The organism is Vibrio misgurnus (assembly GCF_029635775.1).
Lineage (GTDB): Bacteria > Pseudomonadota > Gammaproteobacteria > Enterobacterales > Vibrionaceae > Vibrio > Vibrio chanodichtyis.
Window position 1 is genome coordinate 364,825 of sequence record NZ_CP113241.1, and the last position, 23,991, is coordinate 388,815.

Sequence of the window (23,991 nt, forward strand, 5' to 3'; positions counted from 1 at the left end):
TTAAATGGATATCGCCGAGTTACTGGAGTTCAGTGTAAAGCATAACGCATCCGATCTACACCTTTCCGCAGGTGTTCCACCTATGGTACGGATTGATGGCGAAGTTAGGAAGCTTGGCGTGCCGGCTTTTAGTCATTCTGAGGTGCATCGCTTGGTGTTTGAAATCATGAATGATGCCCAGCGCAGTGAGTATGAAGAGAAACTGGAAGTCGATTTCTCCTTTGAGTTGCCGAATGTGGGGCGCTTTCGGGTCAACGCATTCCATCAAGCGCGTGGCGCTTCGGCGGTATTTCGTACCATTCCAAGCGTGATCCCCAGCTTAGAGCAGCTCGAGGCTCCAGAAATTTTCAGCAAAATCGCCAATTATGAAAAAGGCTTAGTCTTGGTGACTGGGCCAACCGGATCGGGCAAATCAACCACGTTGGCGGCAATGGTCGATTACGTCAATGCTCACCATAACAAGCATATTTTAACCATTGAAGATCCGATTGAGTTTGTGCACAGCAACAACAAATGTTTGATTAATCAACGTGAAGTTCATCGTGATACCCACAGTTTTAAAAATGCGCTGCGCTCGGCGCTGCGTGAAGATCCGGATGTGATTTTAGTCGGAGAGCTGCGCGATCAAGAAACCATCAGTTTGGCGCTCACCGCAGCAGAAACTGGGCACTTGGTGTTTGGTACTTTGCACACCAGCTCGGCGGCCAAAACCATTGACCGGATCATCGATGTTTTCCCAGGCAGTGATAAAGATATGGTGCGCTCCATGCTCTCGGAATCGCTGCGTGCGGTCATTGCACAGAATCTGCTCAAACGGGTCGGCGGTGGGCGGATCGCTTGTCATGAGATCATGTTGGCTACGCCTGCGATCCGCAATTTGATCCGCGAAGATAAAGTGGCGCAGATGTATTCGATTATTCAAACTGGCGCGGCACATGGTATGCAAACCATGGAGCAAAATGCCAGACAGCTGATCGCCCGTGGAGTGGTCGATGCTGAGCAAGCACAGCACAAAATCGAAATGGATTTAAAAGGATTTTAAGCAGGGAAACACGATGGATTTAAATCAATATCTGGATGGTATGCTGACGCATAAAGCATCGGATCTGTACATTACCGTGGGCGCACCGATGTTATATCGGGTTGATGGCGAACTGCGCGCACAAGGTGAAGTGCTCAATATGGCACAGGTGACCACGTTGCTGAATGCGATGATGGATGACGCGCGGCAAGCCGAATTTAAGCAGACTCGTGAAGCGAACTTTGCCGTGGTACGCGACAGTGGTCGATTTCGGGTCAGTGCTTTTTTTCAGCGTGAGCTGCCGGGGGCGGTGATCCGCCGTATTGAAACCCAGATCCCGACTTTTGAAGAGCTTAACTTGCCGGCGGTGCTACAAAATTTGGCGATTGCCAAACGCGGTTTAGTGCTGGTGGTTGGGGCCACGGGCTCAGGTAAATCGACCACTATGGCGGCGATGACCGGTTATCGGAATCAGCATCGTACTGGGCACATTTTAACCGTGGAAGATCCGATTGAGTTTGTGCATGAGCATCAGCGCTGCATCGTCACTCAACGTGAAGTGGGGCTGGATACCGAAAGTTATGAAGTGGCGCTGAAAAACTCGCTACGCCAAGCGCCAGATATGATCTTGATTGGTGAAATCCGTAGCCGAGAGACGATGGAATACGCGATGACTTTTGCCGAAACCGGTCATTTGTGTATGGCCACTTTGCACGCCAACAATGCCAACCAAGCCTTAGAGCGCATTTTGCATTTGGTGCCTAAAGAGCAGCGCGAGCAATTTTTACTCGACTTATCGCTCAATCTCAAAGGGGTGATTGGTCAACAGTTGCTGCGTGATAAGCACGGCCAAGGCCGGCATGGGGTGTTTGAAATTTTGCTCAATAGTCCGCGCATTGCTGATTTAATTCGGCGTGGTGAGCTGCATGAGCTGAAAACTACTATGGCGCGCTCGCAAGAAATTGGTATGCAGACCTTTGATCAAGCGCTGTATCAATTGGTGGTGGATGACAAAATCAATGAGCAAGATGCGCTACACAGCGCTGATTCGGCCAACGATCTGCGTTTGATGCTCAAAACCAAGCGTGGCACTCACTACTCAAGTGGTGCTCTGCACAATGTGCAAATTGATATGGAATAACATGATCATTGGGGTAGTCGATCCGAGAGTGATTGAGCATACTGCGCTTGGATTATTGTCAATCAAGGTGAATGTACCGTGCAGGTGACCACTCAAGAATATCTAGCCTTAGGTGAAGCGATTGCCGCGCTGAAAACGGCGCAATTTACCTCACGCTTGGTCGCATGGTTGGCGAAGATCGCCGATTTTGATTGTGCGGTGATCTTGGGTTATCGCCGCAACAAACACCCGATCTATCTGTATGATTCCCTGTCTAGCCAACGTGAGTTGCTGTTTCAACGTTATTTGACTTACGCTTATCTCGATGATCCTTTCTATGTGGCACTTGAACAAGAGTCACGTTCAGGCGTGTTTCATCTTGCCGATCTGCAACCTCTTAATGCGCAGCAACAAGCCTATCAACATCAGTTTTATGCGCAAACCGGTTGGCAAGATGAAGTGAGTCTGTTGGTCAAGCTGGATGGCGATCGTTCGATTGTGGTGTATCTCGGCTGCTTCACCGCGCGCTCTTTTCCACGCCAACAGATTGCCGCATTGCAACAGCGGTTTACTGTATTGGAAGCCTTATGTCAGCAGCACTGGCAGCAACAGCCACTGTGGTTAGCGGAAAGCGGTCAGCCCAGCCAAGAGTTACGTGCTTGGGTTGAGCAGGCGATCCACAGCTTCGGTGCGCAGCGTTTAAGTCGGCGTGAGCAACAAATTACCACACTGTTGATCCAAGGTTTCGATTCACAAGAGATTGCCGATCAACTCGCGATCAGCCACGGCACGGTCAAAAATCATCGCAAACGGATTTATGCTCAATTGCATGTCAGCTCGTTAAGTGAGCTGTTTCAACTGTTTCTCAATCATCTGATTGGTAGCACCTCGCAGTAAGGCGAGCGGCTTATCATGGTTTGTTGCTGGCAACGCTTAATCACTCAGATTGTCCCTTTAGGGACATCGCGTTCGGCGTTTAAAGTTGGTTACTCTGTGGATGAACACTTTCGGAGGCCAAATGAATTCAGCACAACTGTTTGATGATTTACAACAGCGCGGTTTGATCGCGCAAAGTACCCCGCTTGAGGCGCTGATTGAGCGCTTTGCCACACCGCAAGTCTTGTACTGTGGCTTTGATCCAACGGCGGGCAGTTTGCATATTGGTCATTTAGTGCCGTTGCTGATGCTTAAACGCTTTCAACAGGCAGGACACCAAACACTGGCTTTGATCGGTGGGGCAACCGGCATGATTGGCGATCCGAGCTTTAAAGCCAATGAGCGGGTACTGAATAGTGCGGCAACGGTTGAGCAGTGGGTGGGCGATTTAAGTCAGCAAATCAGCCAGATCATGAGTGGTCAGCGCTCAGATCAGAACCGCATGCCACTGATCACGGTCAACAATGCGGACTGGATCAGCCAGATCAATCTGATCGATTTTTTCCGCGATGTGGGTAAGCATTTTTCGGTCAATAGCATGATCAACCGTGAGTCGGTGAAACAGCGTTTAGCCCGCCCCGATCAAGGTATCTCATTTACCGAGTTCAGTTATTCTTTGCTACAGTCCTACGACTTTGCTCATCTTAATCGTGAGTTTGCTTGTGTGTTGCAAATCGGTGGCAATGATCAATGGGGGAACATTGTCAGTGGGATTGATTTAACCCGTCGCCTCAATGGGACGGAAGTGTATGGTTTAACTCTGCCGCTGATCACCAAATCTGATGGGACTAAATTTGGTAAAACCGAAACGGGCGCTGTGTGGTTAGAGAGCAGTAAAACCTCACCGTACCGTTTTTACCAGTTTTGGCTCAACAGTGATGATGCCGATGTGTACCGCTTCTTGGCCTATTACACTTTTTTGAGCATGGCGCAGATTGAGAACATTCGCCAAGCCGATACGCAGTGTGCTGGTAAACCGCAGGCGCAGCAGATTTTGGCGGAGCAGGTGACGCGTTTAGTGCATGGTGAACAAGGTTTAGCTGCCGCGCAGCGCATCACTCAAGCGATGTTTAGTGGTGATTTAAGCACTCTCAGTTTAAGTGAGCTGCGCCAGTTAGAGCAAGATGGTCTACCTTGTGTGGCTGCATCGCGCACCGATACGTTACTCGATTTGTTGCTCAGCTCAGGCTTAGCCAGCTCTAAGCGTCAAGCGCGCGAGTGGTTAGCGCAAGGGGCGATTCGGGTTAATGGTGAGCGAGTAGCGCAAGAGGGCGTGTTATCCGGCTTTGCGCTGTTTGATCAATATTATGTGTTGCAACGGGGCAAAAAGCAGTTTGCCTTGATCAAATTGGCAGGCTTAGCCGAGTAATATTCATCAGCGGCTATACCCATCCTACTTCAAGTTGTTTAGGTATAGAGTGGGGCATTAGCCCCACTGTTGTTCAAACCAACTTTCTAAAATGATCACCGCGGATTGGCAATCGACATTGCCTTTGCTCAGCGCTTTGTAGCCGCCCATCGCAAACAGCTCGGCGCGCGCTTCGGTGGTGGAAAGGCGCTCATCATGCAGCTCAACCGGTAAACCAAAGCGACCATGCAAACGCTGGGCAAATTTTTTGGCGCGCGGGGTGATGGTTTGCAGATCGTTGCCATGCAGATCGGTGGGTAGGCCAACAATCAGTAAATTGGGTTGCCACTCTTTGATTTGCTTGGCAATGTCATCCCAATTGGGAATGCCGTCATTAGCCTTAAAGGCTTTTAAGGGCGATGCGGTGCCAGTAATTTCTTGGCCTATCGCACTGCCAATACTTTTGGTGCCGTAATCAAACGCCATAATAGTACGTGACATGGGAATTTCTCTTGCCGTCAATCTTGCTTGCTGTAAATAGAAGGCCACCCTTGGTGGCCATTGTCTCAGTTAGGCGTGGCCTGCATCGCTAGATAATTGCGCTGGCGAAATGCCGAGTTTTTGGATCGCTTTTTGCCATTTTTGATGGATAGGCGTGTTAAAAATCAGTTCAGGATCCGCTTCGATGGTCAGCCAAGCGTTCTCTTTCAACTCCATTTCTAATTGACCGCTTGTCCAACCGGAATAACCGAGCGCCACGATGTAGTTTTCAGGTTCAGCATCAGTTCCCAGCACAGTGAGAATATCTTTCGAGGTGGTGACTACGATCTGATCGGTCATGTTAAGGCTCGCTTCGTAATGATCGCGTGGTCGATGCAGAATAAACCCACGATCTTCAGCGACCGGACCACCATTGAACACTGGCTGATTGAGGCTGGCTTGCTGAGAGAGCGGATAAGCCGGTTCAATCTCAACCTGCTTGAGCATGCCACCGACCGTCACATCGAGCGGCGCGTTGATCATCAGCCCCATCGCACCCTCTTCATTGTGTTCACACAGATAAATCACACTGCGCTTGAAGTAAGGATCCTTCATGCTCGGCATTGCGATCAGAAAATGATTGCTAAGATTCATTCAGGTTGCACCTCTCTCTGATTGCACGGCTGGGTCACATCGCGCTCGCTTTTAGGCGGCGCTCAATCGCATCCATCAGTTTGCCGGTGATGGAAATGTCGTATGCCGCTTCAATTTCACGAATACAAGTTGGGCTAGTGACATTAATCTCGGTCAGCTTATCGCCAATCACATCGAGACCGACAAACAGTAACCCTTTCTCTTTGAGGGTCGGCGCGACCGCCAGGGCAATTTTTTTATCGGTTTCACTCAGCGGGCGCGGTTCTCCACGCCCACCTGCCGCTAAGTTGCCACGCGTTTCGCCTTGTGCTGGAATACGTGCTAAGCAGTATGGCATTGGCTCACCATCGACCACTAAAATGCGTTTATCCCCATTGCTGATGTCCGGCACAAAGGTCTGCGCCATGCAGTAGTTTTGACCGAGGTTGGTTAAGGTTTCAATGATCACCGAAAGGTTAGGATCGCCCTGCTTAACGCGGAAAATCGAGCTGCCACCCATACCGTCGAGCGGTTTGAGGATCACATCGCCATGTTGCTGATAAAAGGCTTTAATTTTTTCAGCTTTGCGGGTGACTAACGTGGTTGGCGTCAGTTCTGGGAACCAAGCGGTAAACAGTTTTTCATTACAATCGCGCAGACTTTGTGGCTTATTGACCACGAGCACGCCATCGTCTTCGGCCCGCTCCAAAATGTAAGTCGCGTAGATGTATTCGGTATCAAATGGGGGATCTTTACGCATTAAGATCGCATCCAACTCCGATAAGGCGATGGTTTGCTCGGATTTGATCTGATACCAGCCGCTCGGATCTTCTTTTAGCTCGACGACCTTGGTATCGGCCAATGCTACCCCTTGCTCTAAGTGGAGATCATTCATTTCCATATAATGGATTTCATAACCGCGCCGCTGAGCCTCTAGCATCATGGCAAAGCTGGAATCTTTTTTGATGTTAATGGACGCAATCGGGTCCATTACAATGCCGAGTTTAATCATGGTTTATCTCCAGTTAGCCAAGATCGCCGAAACGAACTTGTAATGCGGTAATCGCGGTTAGGGCCGCGGTTTCAGTACGTAGCACGCGTGGCCCTAACAAGGTTTCTTCAAATTGGTAGCGGCGAGTCATCTCGATTTCTTCGCTCGATAAGCCGCCTTCAGGACCGATCAACAAACGCACTTGCTGGACAGGGGGCGGTAAGGTGTTGATCGAGTATTTAGCGCGCGGATGTAAGTTGAGTTTCAGCGCTGTGGTTGGCTCGGCGCACCATGCCTCAAGATCCATGATCGGGCGGATTTCTGGCACCGTGTTACGACCACACTGCTCACAGGCGCTGATGGCGATTTTCTGCCACTGCTGGAGTTTTTTCTCAAAACGTTTTTCATCCAGCTTCACGCCGCAACGTTCGGATAATAGCGGCGTGATCGTGGTGACGCCCAACTCCACCGATTTTTGGATGGTGAACTCCATCTTATCGCCGCGTGACATCACTTGGCCAAGATGTAAATCGAGCGGCGATTCTATGCTGTTCTCGACCCGCTCAGTGATCTCCACCAGCACCTGTTTTTTGCTGACTTCACTGATCACGGCTGGAAATTCAGCGCCATAGCCATCGAATAGCAGTACTTCTTGTCCAGCTTGCATTCGCAACACTCGACCGATGTGTCCGGCTGCATCTTCACTCAGAGCAAGGATGCCAAGCTGGTGGATCGGTTGTGGATGATAAATTCGAGGGGTGCGCATACGGATATTTCCTAATCATTAAGCAAGCTCATCTGGCTTTTAACATGGATGCTTGCTAGGCAAAATACAAGGGGGAAGGCGAGATTGTACCGATCAGTTTGGGCACTGCTCACGGACAAAACGGTTGGCGTTGCCTTGCACTTTGGCTATGCGTCGATCGCGTTCACACTCCCACTCACTAACTGGATATTGGTTGTTCCATGCTTGCATCAACTGACTTTGTGCTTTGGAGAGCGTAAATGCATACCGTTCGCTCATGTACAAGTAAGTGCGTGCAATCGCTCCGCGGGCGCGTTCGGGAGGCATCGCCTTACGTGCTTTAAAGTTAATTTGCATTTCACACTGGCCGTAAGTTGCACCCTCCACCCCATACCATTGACTGAAATTAAAGTTGGAACGATCGCCATTGATTTCACCGATCGCCGGAGTCAGATTGTGCAGATCTGCTTCCATTTGATTGAACTCAGGACTGGTGCGCGCGCAGTTTTTGCGCCCACCTTGCTGCCAGCATTGCAGTTGATGGCCAAATTGCCAAGCGGGTACCACATGTTCCCACTCAATACGTGCGGCACGATTGGCTTGTTTACGCACTTGATAGCCGCAGCCGTCTAAATCTGGGATGCCTTGTTTGCCTTGCCAGCGGATCTCACAACCACAGTAAAATGAAATCGGATGATCGCGATAAATTTTCAGCGCTTCAATTTTTGCGCCACTAAAGGAATTGGGGGCGGCTAGCGTGAGCAGCGGTAAGCTGGCAATCAACGCCGTCAATAAACGAGCAATCAGCATAAAAGACTTAGAAAAGTAGGTTTACTACCAGTTTATCACTCATAAATTGACTCTGTCGCTGATACTTTTATTAGTTGTTGGCGCCAATAGCGCGATTGACTGGCCATATGCTGAGTTAGCCTGTGGCTGATTGGCAGGGAAGAGATGCCGCTATGTTAGCTTGGTTGGTAAATCAGCGTGTGTTGGCAGTTTTGGCAGCGATAGGTGGCTTTACCGCGCAGCACTTTATTGTGGCGGCGAATGGTCAGTGGGTATTCGCGGCAGGCGCAGCGGTAATTGAACATATTACCTTGCACGGAAGCTACCGAAAAGGTGTGGGTAGTGCTCGGTTCAAGTTTAAAAACTTGCCGCATGATTTGTTGCCACTGAGTGCCATGCGGGCGTACTCGGCCATATAATTGATAAGTGATCAGGTGGGCGATTTCGTGTGGGATCACTTGTCCAAGAAAGTCGGTGACATTTTCAGCGAACAATACCGGATTGAGGCGGATTTCCCAGCGCTGTAAGTAGGCTTTACCAGCGGCGCGGCCACGCAAACGGTAATTGAGCTGTGGGATTTTAAATGGGTGTTGCAAAGCTTCGCTGGCGGTGGCGATACATTGTTGGATTTTCTGCTCAGCTTGAGCGTGCAGCTCAAAACTTACCATTTGCGACTATGTTCCATTCACTATGACTCACTTGCTGATTCGCATTGCATAAAAAAGGCCCTTTCCTGAGAAAGAGCCTCCAACGATATTGAGATTATCGCGGTAGATCAGCGATCAATCCTGAGTGATCAATCTTTACTTCAGACCAGCGAAGTCACGCAGTAGCGCAGCTTTGTCCGTCGCTTCCCAAGGAAACTCTTCACGACCAAAGTGGCCGTAAGCGGCTGTTTTCTTGTAGATAGGTTGCAGCAGATTCAGCATCTCTTGCAGGCCATATGGACGCAGATCGAAGAATTGACGCACCGCTTCGATGATGATTTCTTGCGATACTTTTTCAGTACCGAAGGTTTCTACCATGATTGAAGTCGGATCCGCTACACCGATTGCGTAAGAAAGTTGGATCTCACAGCGATCAGCCATCCCCGCCGCCACGATGTTTTTCGCAACATAACGAGCTGCATAAGCTGCTGAACGGTCAACTTTCGAAGGATCCTTACCAGAGAAAGCACCACCACCGTGACGTGCTGCGCCGCCGTAGGTATCAACGATGATTTTACGTCCAGTCAGACCGCAGTCACCCATCGGGCCACCGATCACGAAGCGACCGGTTGGGTTGATGAAGTATTTGGTCTCTTGGCTCAGCCATTCTGCTGGCAAAACGGGCTTGATGATCTCTTCCATGACTGCTTCACGCAGATCTGTGGTCGAGATGGAGTCACAGTGTTGAGTCGACAGAACCACAGCATCGATACCGACGATCTTGCCTTGGTCATACTGGAAAGTGACCTGAGATTTTGCATCCGGACGCAGCCATGGCAGAGTGCCATTTTTACGCACTTCAGCTTGACGTTGCATCAGACGGTGAGCATAGGTGATCGGTGCTGGCATCAGCACTTCAGTTTCGTTGGTGGCATAACCAAACATGATGCCTTGGTCGCCTGCGCCTTGCTCTTTAGGATCAGATTTATCAACCCCTTGGTTGATATCTGGCGATTGTTTACCGATGGTGTTCAGTACGGCACAAGAGTTGGCATCAAAGCCCATGTCTGAGTGTACGTAGCCAATCTCGCTAACGGTTTGACGGGTTAACTCTTCAATGTCTACCCAAGCTGAAGTGGTGATTTCACCACCGACCATGACCATGCCGGTTTTGACGTAAGTTTCGCAAGCAACACGAGCTTTCGGGTCTTGCTCAAGAATTGCGTCTAAAACCGCATCAGAGATCTGGTCTGCAATTTTATCTGGATGGCCTTCTGATACTGATTCTGAAGTAAACAGGTGCTTAATCGCCATGATAGCTCCAATATTTGTGGTTATTCGGTAACGACGTATCTCTTGGCTACTTGCGGTTGCAAGTCGCTTGAGTATCAACGGTCGCTAGCGACCAATTTCGTACATTTTGTAGGCGTTTCTACATCTAGACGGCTATTCTAGTGGCGAGAGCTCAAATTACAAGCTCTTTTTCTGTTTCGCCGCTAGCCAAACGTTTGCTCAAAAAAGTTCGCTTTGCCACTACAAACCAACAATGTGCTAAAAACTGTGACAAAATCGGAGTAAACCACCAGTAAATCGTTTGCAGCAGCAGGGGGGCTTTGCGACAATAGCCGCCATTCAGTTTCCGCATTTTTCCATTTCGCTTACTTCCATTTAGGAGTTGACATGTCTTCTCGCAAACAACTTGCCAATGCTATCCGCGCCCTGAGCATGGATGGCGTTCAAAAAGCTAATTCTGGCCACCCAGGTGCCCCAATGGGCATGGCGGACATCGCCGAAGTGCTGTGGCGTTCACACTTAAACCACAACCCAAGCAATCCAAATTGGGCTGACCGTGACCGCTTTATTCTGTCTAACGGCCACGGCTCAATGCTGATTTACTCACTGCTGCATCTTACTGGCTATGAGCTGTCGATTGAGGATTTGCAAAACTTCCGTCAACTGCACTCCAAAACACCGGGTCACCCAGAGTACGGTTACGCACCGGGCATCGAAACTACTACTGGCCCACTAGGCCAAGGCATCACCAATGCCGTAGGTATGGCGATTGCTGAAAAAGCACTGGCTGCACAGTTCAACAAACCGGGTCACGACATCGTTGACCACTTCACTTATGTATTCATGGGTGATGGCTGTTTGATGGAAGGTATCTCGCATGAAGCGTGTTCACTAGCTGGTACGCTGGGTCTGGGTAAACTGATTGCGTTCTGGGATGACAACGGTATTTCTATCGATGGTCACGTAGAAGGCTGGTTCTCTGACGATACACCAAAACGTTTTGAAGCTTATGGCTGGCAGGTCATCCCAGCGGTTGACGGTCACGATGCGGAAGCGATTAACGCGGCAATTGAGGCGGCGAAAGCGGACACGTCTCGCCCAACGCTGATTTGTACTAAAACCATCATCGGTTTTGGCTCGCCAAACAAAGCCGGCTCACACGACTGTCACGGTGCACCACTGGGCAACGATGAAATCAAAGCTGCCCGTGAATTCTTGGGTTGGCAATACGCGCCGTTTGAAATCCCGGCAGATATTTATGCTAAGTGGGATGCTAAAGCCGCGGGCGCCAGCAAGGAAGCCGCTTGGGATGCGAAATTCGCCGCTTACGCCAAAGCTTACCCAGCCGAAGCTGCTGAGTATAAACGCCGCGTAGCGGGCGAGCTGCCAGCGAATTGGGAAGCCGCAACCAGCGAAATTATCGCCAATCTGCAAGCCAACCCTGCCAACATTGCATCGCGTAAAGCATCACAAAATGCGCTGGAAGCGTTCGGCAAACTGCTGCCAGAATTTATGGGTGGCTCTGCTGACCTCGCACCATCTAACCTCACCATGTGGTCTGGCTCTAAGTCACTAACCCGCGAAGATTTCTCAGGCAACTACATCCACTATGGGGTGCGTGAGTTTGGTATGACCGCCATCATCAACGGTATTGCGCTGCACGGTGGCTTTGTGCCTTACGGTGCGACTTTCTTGATGTTTATGGAATACGCGCGTAACGCGATGCGGATGGCGGCACTGATGAAAGTGCAAAACATCCAAGTCTACACCCATGACTCGATTGGTCTCGGCGAAGATGGCCCAACCCATCAACCGGTAGAGCAAATCGCTTCTTTGCGTCTGACACCAAACATGAGCACATGGCGTCCATGTGACCAAGTCGAATCGGCCGTAGCGTGGAAACTGGCGATTGAGCGTAAAGATGCGCCATCGGCGCTGATTTTCTCGCGTCAAAATCTCGCGCAGCAACCACGTAGCGCAGAGCAAGTGGCGAACATCGCCAAAGGCGGTTACATCCTCAAAGATTGCGCAGGCCAGCCTGAGCTTATCCTGATTGCGACCGGCTCTGAAGTGGAACTCGCAGTGGCGGCTTACGAGCAACTGAGCGCAGAAGGCAAAGCGGTGCGTGTGGTCTCTATGCCATCAACCGACGCGTTTGATAAACAAGAGGTAGCCTACCGTGAAGCGGTTTTGCCATCGGCCGTGACTCAGCGTATCGCGATTGAAGCCGGGATTGCTGACTTCTGGTACAAGTATGTTGGCTTAAATGGCCGCATCATCGGCATGACCAGCTTTGGTGAATCGGCCCCTGCTGAGCAACTGTTCAAACTGTTTGGTTTCACCAGCGAAAATGTAGTGAAACAAGCGAAAGAGCTGTTGGCGTAATGGTGCGATAGCCAAGCATGTTTGATCAAAAAATCCCGCTTAGGCGGGATTTTTGTTGGGCGCGCTAAAAATCTTGTGGGTTGCTAATTAGTGCCATTCATCAGGTATTGCTTGGCGTAGCGCATCGATAAATAGGCGCAATCGAAGCGGATGACGGCCGAGTGGATAAAAGCAATTGATTTCGGTCGGGGGAGATTGCCAACCATCAACACAATTGATCAGGCTACCCGGATGGGCCTTTTCAAAACCACGGGCAAACCAAGTCGGCAGTAAACCGATGCCACGCCCTTTGGCAATTGCATCTGCTTGCATGGCAAGGTTGTCACTTTGCAAGCGAGTTTCGAGTGCTGGTAATGCATAGCTCCCCAATTGCGGGTGGTGCAGTTCAAGCTCAGTTTGACGATAAGCAATAAAATCAATCCACGGATGCTGGATCAGATCGCGGGGGTGATGTGGTTTATCTCGTTGGGCTAAATATTGTGGAGAGGTATACGCGGCATAGCGCCAGTAGCCAAGCCGCTCTTTGCGATAGTTGCTTGGCACTGCATGATCGATCCAAATGATTAAATCCGGTTCGAATGCTTGATCGCGATATTGAAATTGGCTGAGTAGACGGATCTTTAGCGTGGCATGCTGGCGCATAAATTCATCTAACACTTGGCTGAGCCAGCCGCGGATCAAATTCGGATGCACCACCAAAGTTAACTCGCCACTAACTTGATTGTTCAACTCTTGTAGCGCTTCTTGGCTTTTATGGGCGAGTTCGAGCAGTTGCTCGGAATAAATAGCAAACACTTCACCCGCTTTGGTGAGAGTTAAGCGATTGCCTTGACGCATTAATAAACTTTGCCCTAAATCCTCTTCTAGCTGGCTTAGGCGGCGGCTAAGCGTTGATTTAGGCAGATCAAGAGATTTTGCCGTAGCCGTCAGACTTTTATGTTGACACAGTGCGTAAAACGCCCGGACGGCATTGAGATCTTGCATAAACCACTCCTAAACAGCGCATGCGACAACGGAACGATAAGATTGTTCCATTTATGGCCCCAAGTATTCCACATTTTTACCTATCCTGAAAACGCTTTGTGTGAATAATTCTCATCCAGATATTGAGAATTATTATTATTTGATTTTAAGGAAAATAACATGTCCAGATGGATCCCATCTAAAGTTGCCGTGGCGGTTACGATTGGTTTATTAACTCCGTTTTCAGTCAGTGCACAAGATCAGTCAGAAAAAAGCACCGAAACCATGGTAGTTACCGCTTCGGGGTTTGAGCAGAGTATGAAAGAGGCTCCGGCAAGTATCAGTGTGATCAGCCGAGAAGATCTCGAAAAAGGTTCTTATACCAGTATTGTAGATGCAGTATCGAATATCCCCGGCGTTTATGTAACGGGTGGTGGGAACAGTCAAGATATCAGCATTCGAGGTATGGCGGCTTCTTATACTCTGTATATGATCGATGGGCGTCCGATTTCCGCAGGTCGTTCGGTGAATACCAATGGCCAAGATGGCGGTAAGCAAATTTCTCTACCACCACTTTCTATGATCGAACGAATCGAAGTGATCCGTGGCCCGATGTCGTCATTGTATGGTTCAGAAGCCATGGGTGGGGTGATTAATATCATTACCCGCAAAGGTTCGGCACAATGGGGCGGCTCAATCACCACCGAATATACCAAGAGCCTCAATGACATTAATAATGACAATCAAACGGTCAATTTATTTGTTGCCGGACCGCTGATCCCTGATTTATTGAGCATGAAAGTAAATGGCTCATGGTATGGCGCTGATGAAAGTGATTATGTCGGTGGTACTGATTTTGCTGAAAGTACACCAGAAGTCAAACGTCGTCAGGGTGGTGTTGCTTTGGTATTAACTCCTGACGAGCATAATGAATTTACTGTGAGTTATGATAATTCACGGCAGAATACTATGCATACTGAAGGTAAAAGTACCGCAAGCAGTACCAGTGAATATATCTATCAAAAAGACACCTATCTTATTTCATATAATGGTAAATATGACGATCTTTTTGTTGATGCCTATGTGCAACATGACATCTCTGAAAATGTTCAAGATCAAACTAAACAAGAAAAAATGACCATATTGAATACTCAAGGATCTTATTTCTGGGGTGATCATGTGGTGACTGTTGGTGGGCAATATAAAAAAGAACAGTTCGTTGATGAAAGTAATGGTTTGTTAACCTCAAATATTCCAGGGGCGGTGCGAGAAACCGATCGTTGGATTGCTGCCTTATACGCAGAGGCAGATTGGCGCGTGCTGGATGATTTATCAATCACGACCGGCCTGCGCTATGATGATGATCAATTATTTGGTGGTCACATTTCTCCTCGTATTTATGGGGTTTATACACTAACGCCAGAATGGACAGTTAAGGGGGGGGTCTCTACGGGCTATAAACAGCCGTCATTAGCCAGTGCCACTGAAGGTTTTGGTCGTGGAAGTGGTGGTAGTGGATCTCCAGCTTCTCATCCAAGAGCATTAATTATTGGCAACTCAGATTTAAAACCTGAAAAAAGTATTAACTACGAATTAGGATTTAATTTCGATCAAATAGCATGGGGATTGAATAGTAATATCAATCTCTTCTATACCGAATTTAAAGATAAAATTTCAGAAGAACGTTTATGCGAAAGTCCTAACGGAGATAGAAATAATCCTGATACTTGGGCTTGTGGATTTGGAGGAAATAATTATTTCTTCCTAAGTACCTACAAAAATATCGATGAAGCGGTGATGAAAGGTGTTGAGTTTTCAGTTAATTATCGTTTGACGCAAGATATTAAATTAACCGCTAGCTATACCTATACCGACTCAGAACAAAAAACCGGCGATTTTAAAGGTGAGCCACTCAATAAAATGCCAGAACATATGTTGAATCTAGCCGCTGATTGGCAAGCTTCAGAGAATTTAAGTTTGTGGTTGAAAAATAATATCCGCAGTGAAACGTCGGATTATTTAAGTCGCACCTCAATGTATGAAGGAACACCAGGCTATGGCACGGTTGATATTGGTCTGATGTATCAATTATCCAATCGTTTAAGAGCTAAAGCTGCTATCTACAACCTTGGCAACAAAGAAATTACCGATGAGACCTATGGCGTTGTGCTGGATGGGCGCAATTTGAACCTTGGCTTAACGGTGGATTTCTAATTCAGCATTTGGCGTCCTATTGGGCGTCAAATTTTTTAATAGGATATAAAATGAAAAAATGTCTTACTTTATTTTGGATGGCTATGTTGGCCAGCATCTCATTAGCACACGCTTACCCAGTGACGATCGCTCACCAACAGGGCACATTAGAACTGAACAGCCAACCAAGCAAAGTCGTGGTGTTTGATTTAGCCACGCTGGATTCACTTGATGCGCTAGGGGTTGAGGTTACGGCTGTGGCCAAAGGGGTATGGCCGGAGTATTTACAAAAGTACGATGGCGAACAGTACCCTAAAGTGGGTACTTTGTTTGAGCCAGACTACGAAGCAGTGCAAGCATTACAACCGGATCTGATTATTATTGCCGGCCGCTCGCGTGGGGCATACCAAAAATTGAGCCATATCGCACCAACGATTGATCTCAGCATTGATCCTGCTCAGTTCGTCGAGGACGTAAAGCATAACTTGGATCTGTTAGGGCAAATTTTTAATCGCAGTGATAAGGCCAAGCAACTGATCACTACGCTCGATAGTGAAGTGGCTGCCCTGCAGGCAAAAGGTCAACAGCAAGGTAGCGGTTTAGTACTGTTTACTGTGCGTGGTAACGTGATGTTACATGCACCTGGCGATCGTTTTGGCATGTTGTATGAATTAACTGGATTGCGCTCTGTTGTTGAGCCGATGGCGGCAACCACGACAGAAGAAGCGCGACCACAGCCGGGATCACCGGAAGCAAAAGCCGCGGCACAAGCACGTGAGCAGCGCTTACGTGAGGCGATGGCTAAACAGCCAGATTGGCTGATCGTACTGGATCGTGGCGCTGCAACCGGTGGAGAAGCTGAAGCGCAGAAAACATTGGCGGAGAATCGTCAAATTGCTCAGTCAAGCGCCTGGCAGCAAGGCCAAGTCTATTACCTCAACCCGACGGAGTGGTATATCGTGACTGGCGGCTATCGCAGCCTGATGAAAACAATTAATCAGTTGCAGCAGCGATTCTAATTGACCTTGATACCAGATTGGGCTGGCTTTCCAGCCCTTTTTATTGCGTGAAGGGATGAATCCCAACCATTTTGCCGTTACCATCGCTTGCTCAAGAAAAGGAACCAGCACAATGTTAAAAGTGGCGATTAACGGGTTTGGACGTATTGGACGTAACGTTCTGCGCGCAATTTATGAAAGTGGTAAACACCAACAAATTCAGGTTGTGGCGGTGAATGAACTGGCCAAACCTGAAGCGATGGCACATCTTCTGCAATACGACACCACCCATGGTCGTTTCGCGAAAAAAATCACTCATGATCAGCAGCATATTTATGTGCATCACCAGCGTGGTGAATATGATGCGATCCGCATTCTGCATCAGGCCGAAATCCCACTGTTACCGTGGCACGATTTAGAGGTCGATTTGGTGTTTGATTGTACGGGTGTTTATGGCTGTCAGCACGATGGTCAGCAGCATCTTGATGCTGGCGCGAAGTTAGTGCTGTTTTCTCACCCCGGAGGCAGCGATCTGGATAATACGATTATCTATGGCGTCAACCATCATACTTTGACCGCGCAGCATAAAATTGTCTCTAGTGGCTCTTGTACCACTAACTGTATTGTGCCGATCATCAAAGTATTGGATGACGCATTTGAGATTGATTCGGGCACGATTACCACCATTCATTCTTCAATGAATGATCAGCCGGTCATCGATGCCTACCATAACGATTTGCGCCGAACTCGTGCTGCCAGCCAGTCAATTATTCCGGTCGATACCAAGCTGCATAAGGGTATTGAAAGAATATTTCCGAAATTTTCTAACAAGTTTGAAGCGATTTCGGTACGAGTGCCGACGGTAAATGTGACCGCGATGGATTTAAGTGTCACAATTAAATCAAATGTGAAAGTTAATGACGTAAATCAAACCATGATTAACGCATCTCAGTGTACATTACGGGGCATTGTTGACTATACTGAAGCGCCTTTGGTCTCCATTGATTTTAACCATGATCCACACAGTGCGATTGTGGATGGAACGCAAACAAGGGTCAGTAACGGGCATTTAGTCAAAATGCTCGTTTGGTGTGATAACGAATGGGGCTTTGCCAACCGGATGTTAGATACCGCTTTGGCAATGCAGGCCACGCAGTAACGGCCAGCAGATACTTCAAATCAGGTTTGGATATTGAAACCAGAGGAACGCATCCCCATATCGGTAAACAGCTAAGAATTTACCGGCTCGGCAGGGTCGCCGAGTTGCAGAATTTTCATTTCTTTAAATAGTTTGAGAGGACAAATCATGTCTGTAATCAAGATGATTGACCTGGATTTAGCAGGTAAACGCGTATTTATCCGTGCTGATCTGAACGTACCAGTAAAAGACGGTAAAGTGACTTCTGATGCACGTATTCTTGCGTCGCTACCAACCATTAAGCACTGCCTAGCGGCAGGCGCGAAAGTAATGGTAACTTCTCACTTAGGTCGTCCAACTGAAGGTGAATACGCTGAGGAGTTCTCTCTACTACCAGTAGTTAACTACCTAAATGAAGCGCTCGATTGCGAAGTTCGTCTAGTAAAAGATTACCTAGACGGCGTTGAGCTGAACGCAGGTGAACTGGTTGTGCTAGAAAACGTTCGCTTCAACAAAGGCGAAAAGAAAAACGAAGAAGCACTGTCTAAGAAATACGCTGCACTATGTGACGTATTTGTGATGGATGCCTTTGGTACTGCACACCGCGCGCAAGCGTCTACTCACGGTGTCGGTATGTTCGCTTCTATCGCTTGTGCTGGTCCTCTGTTGGCGGGTGAGCTGGAAGCGCTGGGCAAAGCAATGGACAAACCTGCTCGTCCAATGGTGGCGATTGTTGGTGGTTCAAAAGTATCAACTAAATTGACTGTACTTGAGTCACTATCAAAAATTGCTGACCAATTAGTGGTTGGTGGTGGTATCGCGAATACCTTCATCGCAGCTGCAGGCAACAACGTAGGTAAGTCTCTGTACGAAGCAGACCTTGTTGAAACAGCGAAAAAACTGATGAAAGATTGCGCGATTCCAGTTGCGACTGACGTAGCGTGTGCTAAAGCTTTTGATGAAAATGCAGAAGCAGAAATCAAACACGTGTCTGAAGTTCAAGACGACGACATGATTTTTGACTTAGGTCCAAACTCAACCGCTGAACTGGCTGAAATCCTGAAAAACGCCAAGACTATCCTGTGGAATGGTCCAGTTGGTGTATTTGAATTCAAAAACTTTGAAGCGGGTACGCGCGGTATTGCTGAAGCAATCGCGAAATCAGAAGGCTTCTCTGTTGCTGGTGGTGGTGACACTCTGGCTGCGATCGACAAGTTCGGTATTAAAGCGGATGTTTCTTACATCTCAACTGGCGGCGGCGCATTCCTTGAGTTCGTAGAAGGTAAAAAACTGCCTGCAGTAGAAATGCTGGAAGCACGTGCTAAAGCGTAATGATTAAACGAAAGCGGGAGCAATACTCCCGCTTTCTTGTTTGCTGCACTGTGAGCATTTGTTTGCTAGAATGCCGCGTTTGGTGAGCAAACGTTTGCAAGAATTGAAACTTACCGTTTTTATTTTTTAAAACGACAGAAAATAGGATTCCATCCATGTCTAAGATCTTTGATTTTGTAAAACCTGGTGTTATCTCTGGTGATGACGTACAGAAAGTATTTGAAGTAGCGAAACAAAATGGCTTCGCACTTCCAGCAGTAAACGTAGTAAACACTGACTCAATCAACGGTGTTCTGGAAGCGGCTGCGAAAGTTAAAGCGCCAGTAGTGGTACAGTTCTCTAACGGCGGTGCATCTTTCTTCGCTGGTAAAGGCGTGAAACTTGAAGGTCAAGGTGCTGCAATCTTGGGTGCTATCGCTGGTGCGAAATACGTACACGCAGTAGCTGAAGCTTACGGTGTTCCAGTGATCCTACACACTGACCACGCAGCGAAGAAACTGCTGCCATGGATCGACGGTCTACTGGATGCGGGTGAAAAATACTTCGCTGAAACCGGTAAGCCTCTGTTCTCTTCACACATGATTGACCTGTCTGAAGAGTCTCTAGAAGAGAACATCGAAATCTGTGCTAAATACCTAGCGCGTATGGAAAAAATGGGTATGACTCTAGAGTTTGAACTAGGTTGTACTGGTGGTGAAGAAGACGGCGTAGACAACTCTCACATGGATCAGTCTGAGCTATACACTTCTCCAGAAGACGTTGCTTACGCTTATGAGAAACTGATCCCAATCAGCCATCGTTTCACTATCGCGGCCTCTTTCGGTAACGTGCACGGTGTTTACCAAGCTGGTAACGTTGTTCTAACTCCAACTATCCTACGTGATTCTCAAGTTTACTGCTCTGAGAAATTTGGTATCGCTCCAAACGCACTGAACTTCGTATTCCACGGTGGTTCTGGTTCTTCTGAAGCAGAAATCAAAGAGTCTATCAGCTACGGTGTGATCAAAATGAACATCGATACTGATACTCAGTGGGCAACTTGGGATGGTATTCGTAAATACGAAGCGAAGAACCACGATTACCTACAAGGTCAAATCGGTAACCCAACTGGCGAATCTGCACCGAACAAAAAGTTCTACGATCCACGCGTATGGCTGCGTGCCGGTCAAGCGGAAATGGTCGCACGCTTAGAAAAAGCGTTTGCTGACCTCAACGCGATTGACGTGTTGTAATTATTATTCAGCTCGTTAAGTAACATGAAGAAGCCCGCCTTGTGCGGGTTTCTTTTTTTATGCTCTGATGGTGATCAGTGGCAGAGTGATAAAATATTGTTTAACCTGTAACAGAAGCCCAGCAAGCTCGACATAAGTGCTGGTTTGGTCATTTTTAGCCAATTTTGACTTTATCAACATCCGCGTTTGCTTTATCGTGCCGGCGATCTGACATTTAGTGGTGGTATACGAACTCACGTTGAGCTCTGAGCATGGCTACTAAATTTTCATTCATTATGAGAGGAAAACACTATGGCGGTTGAATCGATTGGTGTCGAAGCACCTATCGTTGAGAGTTTTAATCAGGTAAATACTTGGTTAATCAATAATTCAGATCTTTTAATTCAGTACGGCGTGAACATTATTTCTGCGATTTTAATCCTGTTTATCGGTAACCTAGTGGTTAAAGCGGTGGCAGGCAGTGTAGCTGGCGTATTGAAAAAGAAAGAAATGGACAAGGCGGTGGTCGATTTCATCCACGGCTTGGTGCGTTACACGCTGTTTGTGATTGTGTTAATTGCTGCTTTAAGTCGTATCGGCGTACAAACCGCATCTGTGGTTGCTGTGATTGGTGCGGCAGGCTTAGCGATTGGTCTTGCCTTGCAAGGTTCGCTATCTAACTTTGCCGCTGGGGTGTTGATTGTGGCATTCCGTCCATTTAAATCGGGTGATTATGTGGAAATCGCTGGTGTGGCTGGCTCGGTCGAATCGATTTTAATTTTCCAAACTGTATTAAAAACCCCTGATAATAAAGTAGTTATTGTACCTAATGCTTCTGTGATTGGTGGTGCGATCACTAACTATTCACGCAATCCAACTCGTCGGGTGGATATGGTGATTGGCGTTTCTTACAAGTCTGATCTGCAAAAAACCAAGCGGGTTTTGCGTGAAACCTTGGAAAAAGATGCGCGGATCCTTAAAGATCCCGACATCACTATTGGCGTGCTGACTTTAGCCGATTCATCGATCAATTTTGTGGTGCGTCCATGGTGTAAAACCGAAGATTATTGGAAGGTTTACTACGATTCGATGCAAGCGATCAAAGAAGCGCTGGATGCCAACGGTATCGAAATTCCATTCCCACAAATGGATGTGCATCTTAACAAGATCAACTAATAGTTAGTTGAGTATCAAAGCGAGCGCTGCTATTGGATTGTGGCGTGATCAGCAAAAGCGGAGTGAATACTCCGCTTTTTTATCGCTGATAGTTTGAGTTACTCAGCCCAATCGGTGAAATAACCGTGATGCTAAGAGCCTATTGCTGCAATCATTGAACGAGTCAAATTTGTGTGATTTTTACCCATCATAACAGACGTTGTCTGCTGCTTGGCTTATGATGTTGCTAGGTAATCACATAAGGATCGAGACAATGAAATTATTCGCACCAGTGGTTTTACTGCTTTCGCTACTCTCACCTCCGCTGTTGGCTCAAGAATGGGATTTTCCACATATCTCAACCATTGGATACGGTGAAGTGAGTGTGAGCCCGGATATGGCTGAATTTTCAGTCAAGGTGGTGGAATCAACCATGAATGCTGAGCAAGCTAAAGCGGCAGTTGATAAAGCGGTGAGTGAGTTTACGGCTAAATTGCTTAAATCTGGTGTTACGCAGCAGAATATTTCGAGTTCTAATTTGTATATTAATCCGCAATACCACTATCCAACCAATGGCAAACCAGAGTTGGTTGGCTATCAGGCTTCTCGCTCAATGACGGTAAGAGTAGAGGATTTGAGCAAGCTGAATCAATATCTCGATATCGCCTTAGAGTCAGGCATCAACCAAGTCAATCGGATTCAATTGAAAGTGCGTGATCAAGATAAGTATCAACAACAAGCACGTATGGCTGCGATTGAAGATGCAAAACAAAAAGCCCAATCTCTGGCTAAAGGTTTTGAACGGCGTTTAGAAGGCGTTTGGCGAGTTGAATATAATACGCCGAGCGTTGAACCGATCATGATGCGAGCGGCGAATGTGAGTGAAAAAATTGATGTGTCTGATACTTATCAGGATTCCAGTTTGCTGATCCGTGATCGAGTGGACGTGGTATATAAATTGGCCCATTAATGCTGGGCAAACATCAGCAATAAAAAATATCAGTAATAAAAAAGGAGCCGAGAGGCTCCTTTTCAACGATATCATTCACCACTTCCGCGCCGAGTAGGCGTGGGGGAATGAATTACAGTACGTGTACTGAAGTTGTGTTAGTAGTGCCAGAAGCAACCAGTGCACCAGAAACCATTACCACGATGTCGCCTTTCTTACCTAGGCCAGATTGCAGCGCAATATCTTTACCCAAGTGGTAGAACGCGTCAGTGTTATCAATTGCATCCACAACCACTGGAGTAACACCTTTACACAGTACTAGCTGCGCTGCAGTTTTCTTGTTGGTGGTTACCGCGATGATGTTCGCCGTTGGGAAGTATTTACGGATAGAACGAGCAGATTTACCTGCATCTGTCGCCACGATGATCAGTGGTGCCGCTAGTTTCTCTGCGGTGTCTACTGCACTTTTACATACTGCTTCAGTGATACGCAGACGTGGGCTATCCAGACGTGAACCCAGCTCAGCTTTCAGTACTGAATCAGTACGGTTAGCGATTTGCGCCATGATCTTCACTGCTTCTACTGGGTACTTACCTTTAGCGGTTTCACCAGACAGCATCACTGCATCAGTACCGTCCATGATCGCGTTAGCTACGTCACCCGCTTCAGCACGAGTTGGACGTGGGTTCTTGATCATAGAATCCAGCATTTGAGTCGCGGTGATAACCATTTTACGTGCACGGTTACATTTTTCGATCATCATCTTCTGGGCGAAGATAACTTCTTCCGCTGGGATTTCAACACCTAGGTCACCACGAGCAACCATGATGCCGTCAGACAGCTCAAGGATCTCATCGAAGTTGTCCAAGCCTTCTTGGTTTTCGATTTTAGAGATGATTTGGATGTTTTGGCCGCCGTGTGCTGCCAGAACTTCACGGATTTCTTTAACGTCTGAACCTTTACGGATGAAAGAAGCAGCAACGAAATCAACGCCTTGCTCACAACCGAATTTCAGGTCATTTTTGTCTTTTTCAGACAGTGCTGGCAGATTTACAGAAACACCTGGCAGGTTAACCCCTTTGTTCTCACCCAACGCACCGTTGTTTAGAACTTTACATTTAACTTCAGTCTCTGTGGTCGCCAGAACTTCCATTTCGATTAGACCGTCGTCAACCAGGATATGGTTACCTACGTTCAGATCTTTAGCAAAGCCAGTGTAAGTCACGGCTACGCGATCTTTGTTACCAATAACGGCAGTGTCAGTGGTGAACGTGAACTCTTGGCCAGCAACTAAATCAACATCGTCACCGTTTTCCAGTTTGATAGTACGGATCTCTGGGCCTTTAGTATCCAGTAGGATCGCCAGTTGTTTACCGGTTACTTCCATTACTTTACGGAAGTTAGCGATACGAGCACCGTGCTCAACGTAGTCGCCGTGAGAGAAGTTCAGGCGCATTACGTTCATACCTGAGTTAACCAGTTCGGTTAGTTTCTCTACTGACTCAGTTTTTGGGCCAATCGTACATACGATTTTGGTCTTTTTCATGGAAGAGTTTCTCCGATAAACAAAATGATTTTGAAGTTGGTTGTGGATTCTGAAGTGTTCGCGGCGCGGGCAACTTTGCTTCATTCATTGCCAAGTCTAGCTCACCAGTTTACGGCAC

At 47.7% G+C, this 23,991-nt stretch carries 22 protein-coding genes; 12 read left to right on the plus strand and 10 right to left on the minus strand.

The genetic code is table 11. The features are described from left to right. The first annotated feature begins 4 nt into the window (after nt 1-4). The 4 genes from OOK74_RS01780 to tyrS all read left to right on the plus strand — a co-directional run bounded on the left by OOK74_RS01780 (nt 5) and on the right by tyrS (nt 4,446). Nucleotides 5-1,042, plus strand: a complete 1,038-nt coding sequence (locus OOK74_RS01780) for a type IV pilus twitching motility protein PilT (protein ID WP_278183000.1) — start codon at nt 5-7, stop codon at nt 1,040-1,042. Nucleotides 1,043-1,055: 13 nt separating this feature from the next. After that, on the plus strand, nt 1,056-2,162 hold the full coding sequence (locus OOK74_RS01785; protein WP_274723623.1) for a PilT/PilU family type 4a pilus ATPase: 1,107 nt from the start codon (nt 1,056-1,058) through the stop codon (nt 2,160-2,162). Nucleotides 2,163-2,240: 78 nt separating this feature from the next. Further along, nucleotides 2,241-3,038, plus strand: a complete 798-nt coding sequence (locus OOK74_RS01790) for a helix-turn-helix transcriptional regulator (RefSeq protein WP_278183001.1) — start codon at nt 2,241-2,243, stop codon at nt 3,036-3,038. Nucleotides 3,039-3,159: 121 nt separating this feature from the next. Further along, nucleotides 3,160-4,446, plus strand: coding sequence for a tyrosine--tRNA ligase (gene tyrS / locus OOK74_RS01795; protein ID WP_278183002.1), 1,287 nt, complete (start codon nt 3,160-3,162; stop codon nt 4,444-4,446). 57 nt (nt 4,447-4,503) lie between these two features. Here the strand turns inward: tyrS and ruvX are convergent, their stop codons facing one another. The 8 genes from ruvX to OOK74_RS01835 form a co-directional block, all read right to left on the minus strand. Continuing rightward, nucleotides 4,504-4,926, minus strand: a complete 423-nt coding sequence (gene ruvX, locus OOK74_RS01800) for a Holliday junction resolvase RuvX (protein ID WP_274723620.1) — start codon at nt 4,924-4,926, stop codon at nt 4,504-4,506. Nucleotides 4,927-4,995: 69 nt separating this feature from the next. Continuing rightward, nucleotides 4,996-5,559: a YqgE/AlgH family protein gene (locus OOK74_RS01805; RefSeq protein WP_278183003.1), complete on the minus strand. Its 564-nt coding sequence runs from the start codon at nt 5,557-5,559 to the stop codon at nt 4,996-4,998. 34 nt (nt 5,560-5,593) lie between these two features. Next, complete coding sequence (gshB, locus tag OOK74_RS01810) at nt 5,594-6,550, minus strand: glutathione synthase (RefSeq protein WP_166013706.1); 957 nt, start codon at nt 6,548-6,550, stop codon at nt 5,594-5,596. A 13-nt stretch (nt 6,551-6,563) separates the two neighbouring features. Next, nucleotides 6,564-7,295, minus strand: a complete 732-nt coding sequence (rsmE, locus tag OOK74_RS01815; protein WP_278183004.1) for a 16S rRNA (uracil(1498)-N(3))-methyltransferase — start codon at nt 7,293-7,295, stop codon at nt 6,564-6,566. A 93-nt stretch (nt 7,296-7,388) separates the two neighbouring features. Next, the gene (locus tag OOK74_RS01820; RefSeq protein WP_278183005.1) at nt 7,389-8,084 is read right to left on the minus strand and encodes an endonuclease I family protein; all 696 of its coding nucleotides are present in this window, start codon (nt 8,082-8,084) and stop codon (nt 7,389-7,391) included. A gap of 155 nt (nt 8,085-8,239) precedes the next feature. Continuing rightward, nucleotides 8,240-8,731, minus strand: a complete 492-nt coding sequence (locus OOK74_RS01825; protein WP_278183006.1) for a SprT family zinc-dependent metalloprotease — start codon at nt 8,729-8,731, stop codon at nt 8,240-8,242. Nucleotides 8,732-8,866: 135 nt separating this feature from the next. Continuing rightward, nucleotides 8,867-10,024 carry a methionine adenosyltransferase gene (gene metK, locus OOK74_RS01830; protein ID WP_274723615.1) on the minus strand — a complete coding sequence of 386 codons (1,158 nt, stop codon included), beginning with the start codon at nt 10,022-10,024 and terminating at the stop codon, nt 8,867-8,869. 151 nt (nt 10,025-10,175) lie between these two features. After that, nucleotides 10,176-10,355, minus strand: a complete 180-nt coding sequence (locus OOK74_RS01835; protein ID WP_274723614.1) for a hypothetical protein — start codon at nt 10,353-10,355, stop codon at nt 10,176-10,178. 35 nt (nt 10,356-10,390) lie between these two features. Between OOK74_RS01835 and tkt the strand changes: the two genes are divergently transcribed. Then, entirely contained in the window at nt 10,391-12,388 is a 1,998-nt protein-coding gene (gene tkt, locus OOK74_RS01840; protein WP_278183007.1) for a transketolase, read from the plus strand. Nucleotides 12,389-12,475: 87 nt separating this feature from the next. Here the strand turns inward: tkt and OOK74_RS01845 are convergent, their stop codons facing one another. Further along, entirely contained in the window at nt 12,476-13,372 is an 897-nt protein-coding gene (locus OOK74_RS01845; RefSeq protein WP_278183008.1) for a LysR family transcriptional regulator, read from the minus strand. 159 nt (nt 13,373-13,531) lie between these two features. Between OOK74_RS01845 and OOK74_RS01850 the strand changes: the two genes are divergently transcribed. The 7 genes from OOK74_RS01850 (at nt 13,532) to OOK74_RS01880 (ending at nt 22,348) form a co-directional block, all read left to right on the plus strand. Then, nucleotides 13,532-15,565, plus strand: a complete 2,034-nt coding sequence (locus OOK74_RS01850; RefSeq protein ID WP_278183009.1) for a TonB-dependent receptor domain-containing protein — start codon at nt 13,532-13,534, stop codon at nt 15,563-15,565. Nucleotides 15,566-15,615: 50 nt separating this feature from the next. Then, a complete protein-coding gene (locus OOK74_RS01855) occupies nt 15,616-16,563 on the plus strand; it encodes a siderophore ABC transporter substrate-binding protein (protein ID WP_278183010.1) in 948 nt (315 codons plus the stop codon). Nucleotides 16,564-16,675: 112 nt separating this feature from the next. Next, entirely contained in the window at nt 16,676-17,701 is a 1,026-nt protein-coding gene (gene epd / locus OOK74_RS01860; protein WP_278183011.1) for an erythrose-4-phosphate dehydrogenase, read from the plus strand. 147 nt (nt 17,702-17,848) lie between these two features. After that, nucleotides 17,849-19,012, plus strand: coding sequence for a phosphoglycerate kinase (locus OOK74_RS01865; RefSeq protein WP_274722349.1), 1,164 nt, complete (start codon nt 17,849-17,851; stop codon nt 19,010-19,012). 155 nt (nt 19,013-19,167) lie between these two features. Then, nucleotides 19,168-20,244 (plus strand): class II fructose-bisphosphate aldolase, encoded by a 1,077-nt coding sequence (gene fbaA, locus OOK74_RS01870; RefSeq protein ID WP_277208031.1) that lies wholly within the window; start codon nt 19,168-19,170, stop codon nt 20,242-20,244. Between the two features lie 291 nt (nt 20,245-20,535). Next, nucleotides 20,536-21,399, plus strand: coding sequence for a small-conductance mechanosensitive channel MscS (gene mscS, locus OOK74_RS01875; protein WP_274722351.1), 864 nt, complete (start codon nt 20,536-20,538; stop codon nt 21,397-21,399). Between the two features lie 253 nt (nt 21,400-21,652). Continuing rightward, nucleotides 21,653-22,348 carry an oxidative stress defense protein gene (locus OOK74_RS01880; protein WP_278183012.1) on the plus strand — a complete coding sequence of 232 codons (696 nt, stop codon included), beginning with the start codon at nt 21,653-21,655 and terminating at the stop codon, nt 22,346-22,348. A gap of 112 nt (nt 22,349-22,460) precedes the next feature. Here OOK74_RS01880 and pykF read toward each other — a convergent pair whose 3' ends face one another. Continuing rightward, nucleotides 22,461-23,873 carry a pyruvate kinase PykF gene (gene pykF / locus OOK74_RS01885; RefSeq protein WP_166013691.1) on the minus strand — a complete coding sequence of 471 codons (1,413 nt, stop codon included), beginning with the start codon at nt 23,871-23,873 and terminating at the stop codon, nt 22,461-22,463. Nucleotides 23,874-23,991 lie beyond the last annotated feature (118 nt).